Source organism: Rubellimicrobium roseum (assembly GCF_006152145.1).
Classification (GTDB): Bacteria; Pseudomonadota; Alphaproteobacteria; order Rhodobacterales; family Rhodobacteraceae; genus Rubellimicrobium; species Rubellimicrobium roseum.
In genome coordinates, this window is the sequence record NZ_VDFV01000036.1 from 33,264 (window position 1) to 40,003 (window position 6,740).

The 6,740-nt window shown below is 68.2% G+C and carries 7 protein-coding genes; 2 read left to right on the forward strand and 5 right to left on the reverse strand.

From position 1 onward, the window contains the following. Positions 1-307: 307 nt before the first annotated feature. The 4 genes from FHG71_RS17355 to FHG71_RS17370 form a co-directional block, all read right to left on the reverse strand. Positions 308-712, reverse strand: coding sequence for an SPW repeat domain-containing protein (locus FHG71_RS17355; protein WP_139082961.1), 405 nt, complete (start codon positions 710-712; stop codon positions 308-310). After that, entirely contained in the window at positions 709-1,275 is a 567-nt protein-coding gene (locus tag FHG71_RS17360) for a hypothetical protein (protein WP_139082962.1), read from the reverse strand. Before FHG71_RS17360 ends, FHG71_RS17355 begins: the two co-directional genes overlap by 4 nt. A gap of 279 nt (positions 1,276-1,554) precedes the next feature. Next, entirely contained in the window at positions 1,555-2,400 is an 846-nt protein-coding gene (locus tag FHG71_RS17365) for an anti-sigma factor family protein (protein ID WP_139082963.1), read from the reverse strand. 14 nt (positions 2,401-2,414) lie between these two features. Further along, positions 2,415-2,921, reverse strand: a complete 507-nt coding sequence (locus FHG71_RS17370; RefSeq protein ID WP_139082964.1) for a sigma-70 family RNA polymerase sigma factor — start codon at positions 2,919-2,921, stop codon at positions 2,415-2,417. 150 nt (positions 2,922-3,071) lie between these two features. Here FHG71_RS17370 and FHG71_RS17375 point away from each other — a divergent pair, with 150 nt between their 5' ends. Further along, positions 3,072-4,088 (forward strand): DUF2333 family protein, encoded by a 1,017-nt coding sequence (locus FHG71_RS17375; RefSeq protein ID WP_139082965.1) that lies wholly within the window; start codon positions 3,072-3,074, stop codon positions 4,086-4,088. A gap of 88 nt (positions 4,089-4,176) precedes the next feature. Here the strand turns inward: FHG71_RS17375 and FHG71_RS17380 are convergent, their stop codons facing one another. Next, positions 4,177-5,055: a LysR substrate-binding domain-containing protein gene (locus FHG71_RS17380; protein WP_139082966.1), complete on the reverse strand. Its 879-nt coding sequence runs from the start codon at positions 5,053-5,055 to the stop codon at positions 4,177-4,179. 93 nt (positions 5,056-5,148) lie between these two features. On the opposite strand from FHG71_RS17380, the gene FHG71_RS17385 reads away from it, so the two are divergent. Beyond that, positions 5,149-6,636, forward strand: coding sequence for an NADP-dependent isocitrate dehydrogenase (locus FHG71_RS17385; RefSeq protein WP_139082967.1), 1,488 nt, complete (start codon positions 5,149-5,151; stop codon positions 6,634-6,636). The last annotated feature ends 104 nt before the right edge of the window (positions 6,637-6,740 follow it).

Consider the following 6,740-nt stretch of genomic DNA (forward strand, 5'->3'; position numbering starts at 1 on the left):
CTCCCTTGATGGCAGGTTGTCGGAACCCGCGTCGTCCCTGAGCATCTCGCACAAAGTTGGGTCAGCGAGGATTAGGCTGATCGTTACGCACCAGAAGCCCAAGTTCGTCGCGTTCACGCCGCTCCAGAAGGCGAGCAAAGAGCGACGAGATCAGCACCGGCATCACGAGCGTGACTGCAAGGCTCGGACACCGGGAAAGAAGGAGGGTTCGCGTTGAGCCAGAGTGCTTATCTCCGCGGCCAGCGTGACTGCCGGAGGAGCCCGGCTCTCCAAGTCCACCGTGATAGGACGCGACCCTTGAGCGCTGTCAGGTGTTGAGCGCGCCGTCGTTGCCGTTCCGGGCGGCTCGGGACCTGTCCGAGTCGGTCGCCGCGTTGCCCAGGCGCCTGTTTCGGATCGTCCAGATGCCGGCCAAGAGGACCACGAGGCCAAGGGTGGCGTGCGACCCAAGCGCCTCGCGATCGGCGGCGAAGCCTGCGATCCCGGGCGTCAGGATCACGAGAGCCCCAGCGACGGCAGCCAGCCAGCCGTCCGAAGGGGACGGGAAGAACAGGAGCTTGGCTCCGAGCGAAGCGCCGAGCGCGCCGAGGACGTAGGCGCTTGCGGCGCCGTAGCCGCCGACTCCCAAGAGCAGCGGGCTGAGGAGAAGGAGGATCGCCGCCGCTAGGAGCACGACCCCAGGCAGGCGGCGGTCGGCAAGAGGGGTGTTCATGCAGGAGACTCCTTTGCTGAGGGGGTGGCAGGGTCCGCGTCCCCTTCGGTCGGGTCGCGCAAGGCGTGATTGGCGAACACCAAGCTCACCGCCGCGCACCAGAGGGCAAGGATGAACGCGCTCTCGCCCTTCCAGAAGCCGAGGAAGAGCGACGAGATGAGGAGCGGCATCCCGACCGCGAAGGCGAGACCGGGGTGCTGGGACAGGAGGCGGCGCACGGGGCTGAAGCCCGCCGCATCAATGGCGCGCGCGGCGCCTGACAGAAGCCGCGCCGGTGCTCCGGGAAGCTCGGCACGGGTTGCGGCAACGGCCTGTGTGGCGCGAGCCCGGCTGATCCGGGCCAGCTCGCCCGCGGCTTGGGCTGCCTCGTGCAGACCGTGGCGGACCAGGGACTGCAGCTCGCCGCCTCGGCCGCGCCTGGCGGCGAAGCCCCTGCGGCCGAGGCGGCGTGCGGACTGGGCTACGACGCCGAGGTCATGCGTCGGGAGGATCCCCGGTGCGCGCGCCTTGAGCACCGCGAGCCATCCTGAATGGTCCCGGATTGTCCAGTGGGTGTCGACCACCTGCGGCTCCTTCTGGCTGCTGAGCGGGTCGCTGATGCGCCCGCCATCACATGACAGGACGCGTGGGAGCCGACCTTAATCCCGGCACGGAGCGAATTCTGCGGCGGGGAGGGGGCAGGCCTTCGGTCGAGCCGCTAGGCGGCAGCGGACCCCTGTGGCGATGCTCGACCCGGAGAACAGCCTGCCAGGCCGGTCGGAATGACCCGCCGACCGACACCCTTCGCCCCGCTGGATGGAACAGCGGCTCGATGGCGGTCAACGGGCTGCCGGGCTAGGCGGCTAAAAGGAGAGTGAGCGCCTGACTTCGGTCGCGATCGCCTCGAGAGGAACGTCTCGGGCCTCAGCCACGACAGCGTAGTCAAGCTTGAGGTCGCGCCAGTAGCCCACGACGCCGTCCACCAACGCCACGCCAGCGGTCTGGAACTCCTCGACGGGTTGATCGGCCGGATGCGGAGCGATCGTGACCGACAAGCGCTGCCCGGCTCGGTCCTCGTAAAGGAATTGGGCGAGCGGCCCCTCCTTGGTGCCGAGCAGTCGGGTGCCGACGAATTCAACGCCTAGGGGCTCGAGGTTGGGGATCACCAAGTTCTGCCCAAGCTTGGCCGAGACCCAGGCCAAGGCTTCCTCGCTCGCTGGGGCCGGGAACTCGACCGGCCGGATCGCGTCGACGGCGAAGACTTGGTGGGCGCCGACGGCCTCCTGAACGTAGCCCGGCAGCTCACCGACGCCTCCGGCCACGTACACGTGGCCGATCCAGCCTCCCGCCGCACTGCCGACCACGAGGAGCACGACAGCGGCCGCACGCATGGGCGCGAGCAACTGATCCCAGATCGGCGTGGCTGCACCGGTCGCCGTCGGCTCTCGCAGCACCCTCCGGAGCCGCTGGCTCAACTCGCGGGTCAGGGCCTCGGTCTGAAGGTTCGCCGGCTCGGTCGCCGGCAGGCGCGCGGCCTCGCGCAGGAGGTCCCGGTGGCTACGGTAAGCCTCGAACTCGGCAAGAGCCTCGGGTTCCGCAAGGAGGCGCATCTCCATCTCTGCGGCCTCCTCGGGCCCGAGCTCTCCGTCCAGGTAAGCGTTCAAGACAAGGTCCGCCTCGTCGATGTCCATCGAATGGGTCCTGTCCATCGTCGTATGCTCCCTCACGCCACTAGCCGGATCTTCTTGGCGTTCGCTAACCCGTTCACAATTCGGCGCATCGCGGCCCGTCCCCGCCCCAGGCGAGACATGAAGGTGCCGATTGGCACGTCGAGCGAGGCTGCGGCGTCGGCATAGCTCATGTCCTGAAGCGCCACCAAGATGATCGGCTGACGCTGCTCCTCAGGTAGGGTATCGAGCGCACGCAGAGTCTGCTGGAGTTCAAGCCTCGCGTGCTGCCCGCCGTCGGCAGCCTCGGGCAGCACCAGCGTCGCTTCTCGCCTGACCTTCTGCTTGCGAAGCCCGCTGACGTGCAGGTTGTGCAGGATGCGGAACAGCCAAACGCGCAGATCGCTTCCGGGCCGCCAGGTGTCGGCCGCGGCGATGGCTCGCACGAGGCACTCCTGCACGAGATCCTCGGCGTCTTCGCGGTTCCGAGTCAGTACCAGCGCATAGCGCCGCAAGCTCGCTACGTGCTCGGGCAACTGGTCCACGACGTCGGGCTTGGCCATCGGCTTGCTCCACCTCCTGGGCTTTCTCCGATCACATACGCGCACCGTGGCGCTTTCATCCCCGTGGCCCTGACATGGATGAAGAAGGCCGTTGGCGCGTTTGCAAGGGTGTGCGCCCTGCGTCCCTGAACCCTCCCGAGGTGAGACACCATGACGCTTCCCATGGTCATCCAGTCAGTCGGCCCGGCCGAGCCGCCGCCCAGAGCCGCGCCAAGACGCTACCTCCTCATGCCGCTGCGCTGGTGGTTTCGTGGCCGACCGGTTGCGGTGGCGCAGCGCACTCTTTTGCTTCTCGCCACGCTGGCGATGCTGTACTTCGGTCTCCTGGGCCTGCTCTCGCACCGGATCGACAACGACCCCGATTTCGTCGCGCCCGTCGCCGTCGAGGGTGGCAGCGCGGCGGTCGCCATGGCGGCCGGCCTAGTGGACCGCGAGGTCAATGTCCACGAATGGACGGTGAACGACCCCCTTGGTCCCGACGCCTTCCTCGACAACGCGATGAACTTCCAGCAGGGCATCCTACGGGCCACGGCGCAGGTCTCGTTCCAGTTCTTCGACCAGATCGGCCGCGCCCGGGGATCCTCCAGCGCCGACCCCGACCTGGAGCGCGCGACGGGGCTCCTGCAGTTCCCCGGCGACGTGTGGATCTTCGACTTCCGCAAGACGTGGCTGCCCACCGTCTCCAGCGAAGCGCAGTACCGTGAGGCGGTGCGGGCGCTCCTCGCCTACGACGCGCGTGTGGCGGCCGGCCAAGCGGTCTTCGAACGGCGTGCCGACGCGCTCTCAGTCACGCTGGCGCGTGTCGCCGCTGACCTCGGCTCGCGCACGGCGATGATCGAGCGCGAGTACCAGCGCGCTGACGTCTCGTTCTTCGACACCCGCGTGGACGACGTCTTCTACCTCAACATGGGCATGGTCTACGCTTACTCGCTGATGCTTGAGGCACTGGGCGAGGACTTCGCGGGCGTCATCGAGGAGCGGGGGGTCAGCGCGTTGTGGGCGCAGGCCATGCAGAGCCTCGAGTATGCCGGACAACTGCAGCCTATGATCGTGATGAATGGCGCGGGTGAGGACAGCATCTTCGCCAACCACTTGGTGCTCCAGGGGTTCTACATGAAGCGGGCGATCCTCCAGCTCGAAGAGATCGTCCGGGTGCTTGCCGTGTAGCGGCGCCCCAGTCGGGCACCCGCCCAGCGGGGCCCGGGCCTTGGCGCGCAAGGGAGGGCGCGTCACGGCCGGCCCGCGGTCCTGCCCGTCAGGTCCGCGGGCCTCCATGCTCTAGCTCCCGGATGATGAAGTCTCGCAACCGCTCAGCCGTGAGAGCAAGCGTGGGGGCTGAGACCAACGCGATCTCCGTGTCCTTGAGCAACGGCAGGCCCAGGACCGCCTCATCAAGGATCGTCAGGTCCACGGGCACCATGTCCTTGGGCAGCACCGTCACCCCCAGCCCTGCCCGTACGGCCGCGTGTGACCCGGCCAGCGAGCCGCAACTGTAGACCACCCGCCAAGGCCGCCCCTGCGCGTCGAGCGCCGCCGTCGCCCGTCCCCGGTAGACGCAGGGAATGGGCGAGCAGACCAAGGGCAGGGGCCCGCCGGTATCGACGACCGCCTTGTCCCCGGTGACCCAAACCAACTGCTCCCGCCAGACCCGCGTGCCCTCCAGGCCGAAGGTCGGTTCGCGCTTCACCAGCGCGATGTCCAGCCCGCCTGCGTCGAACCGCGCGAGCAGATCCAGCGTCAGCTCGCAGGTAACCTCCAGCGCCACGCGCGGGTGCGCCCGCACGAAGCTCGACAGGAGCCGCGGCAGGCGCGTCGTGGCGAAGTCCTCGGGCGCGCCCAGGCGCACCACGCCCGACAGCTCGGGCTCTCGTGCCCGCGCGATCAGCTCCTCGTGGAGGCTCAAGATGCGCCGCGCCCGCCCAAGGATCAACTCGCCCTCGGGCGTCGGCTGCACTCGCCGCGAGCTGCGCTCGAGCAGCCGCACACCAAGGCACTCCTCCAGCCGCTTGATCTGGAGGGACACAGCCGACTGTCCACGTAGCAGCCGCCCCGCGGCCTGGCTGAAGCCGCCGCACTCCACCACCGCCACGAAGGCGCGCAGGAGCTCGGGATCGACCGTCGAGGGAACCGCCATCCATTGATCTCCGAAATCGTTGCTCTTTTCATTATCAATTTCGCCAATCTTGGTCGAGTCCCCAAGTCAAGCACGGCAACAGGGAGGCCAGCCATGAACGTACAGCTTCACGATACCCGAGCGTTGACGGCGGACGGCGCCAACCGCGCAGCCCGCATCACGGTCGCCCGCGGCGACGGCATCGGGCCCGAGATCATGAAGGCCAGCCTCCGGGTGCTCCAGGCCGCCGGCGCCCGACTCGATATCGAGGAGGTGGAACTCGGCGAGAAGGTCTACCTTGCCGGCCACAGTGCCGGGATCGAGCCTGGATCCTGGGACAGCCTGCGGCGCACGCGCGTCTTCTACAAGGCGCCCATCACGACACCCCAGGGGGGCGGCTTCAAGAGCCTGAACGTCACGGTGCGCAAGACGCTGGGCCTTTACGCCAACGTGCGACCCTGCGCCTCCTACGCACCGGCCATCGCCACGCGCCATCCCGGCATGGACGTGGTCATCGTGCGCGAGAACGAGGAGGACCTCTACGCCGGCATCGAGCACCGCCAGACCGACGACGTCTACCAGTGCCTCAAGCTCATCTCGCGCCCCGGCTGCGAGAAGATCGTCCGCTACGCCTTCGACTATGCGCGCGCGCACGGCCGCAAGAAGGTCACCTGCTTCACCAAGGACAACATCATGAAGCTGACCGACGGCCTGTTCCACAAGGTCTTCGACGAGGTGGCGGCCGAATACCCCGACATCGCGAACGAGCACTGGATCGTGGACATCGGCGCGGCCAAGCTCGCCGACAGCCCCGAGGCCTTCGACGTGGTGGTGATGCCCAACCTTTACGGCGACATCCTGTCGGACGTGGCGGCGCAGATCACGGGCAGCGTGGGCCTGGGCGCCTCGGCCAACATCGGCGAGCACGTGGCCATGTTCGAGGCGATCCACGGCTCGGCCCCGCGGCATGCGGGGATGGACACGGCGAACCCTTCGGGCCTCCTGCTCGCGGGCGTGATGATGATGGTCCATGTGGGCCAGCCCGAGGTGGCCGAGCGCGTCCACAACGCCTGGCTCCGTACGGTCGAGGAGGGGCTCCACACCAAGGACATCTTCCGCGAGGGCGCCTCGCGCGAGAGGCTCGGCACCCAGGCCTTCGCCGACGCGGTGATCGCGCGGCTCGGTCAGATGCCGCAGGTGCTCAGGCCCGTGTCCTACGTGGGCAACCCGCCGGTCCCGGCGCGCGCGCCGTCGCCGCGCAAGCCCACCGAGAAGGTGCTCGTGGGCGTGGACGTGTTCGTCCACTCGACCCAAGGTGTGGATGCGCTGGCCGCCAAGATGCAAGGCGCGGCTAACGGGCGCTACGAACTCTCGATGATCACCAACCGCGGCGTCAAGGTCTGGCCCGGCGGCCTGCCCGAAACCTTCTGCACCGACCACTGGCGCTGCCGCTTCCTGGCCAAAGGGGGGGCGCAGTTCAACAAGCCTATGGTGCTCGAGCTCCTGGGCCGCGTCCACCACGCCGGAGTGGACTTCATCAAGACCGAGCACCTCTACAGCTTCGACGGCGTGCCTGGCTACTCGCTCGGCCAGGGGCAGTGAACGCTCCAAGGCGGCAACGGGCGCCGGTTCAGGGGCTCCGTTGCAAACTCTGACCGAGGACAGGCTGGGGTAAGCGGCTGGCTCGCGGCCGATTAGCAGAGCCC

Excerpts from the sequence above, each read along its gene's own strand:
- FHG71_RS17355 (WP_139082961.1), bottom strand. The coding sequence starts at position 712 with ATGAACACCCCTCTTGCCGACCGCCGCCTGCCTGGGGTCGTGCTCCTA.
- FHG71_RS17365 (WP_139082963.1), bottom strand. The coding sequence starts at position 2,400 with ATGGACAGGACCCATTCGATGGACATCGACGAGGCGGACCTTGTCTTG.
- FHG71_RS17370 (WP_139082964.1), bottom strand. The coding sequence starts at position 2,921 with ATGGCCAAGCCCGACGTCGTGGACCAGTTGCCCGAGCACGTAGCGAGC.
- FHG71_RS17375 (WP_139082965.1), top strand. The coding sequence starts at position 3,072 with ATGACGCTTCCCATGGTCATCCAGTCAGTCGGCCCGGCCGAGCCGCCG.
- FHG71_RS17380 (WP_139082966.1), bottom strand. The coding sequence starts at position 5,055 with ATGGCGGTTCCCTCGACGGTCGATCCCGAGCTCCTGCGCGCCTTCGTG.
- FHG71_RS17385 (WP_139082967.1), top strand. The coding sequence starts at position 5,149 with ATGAACGTACAGCTTCACGATACCCGAGCGTTGACGGCGGACGGCGCC.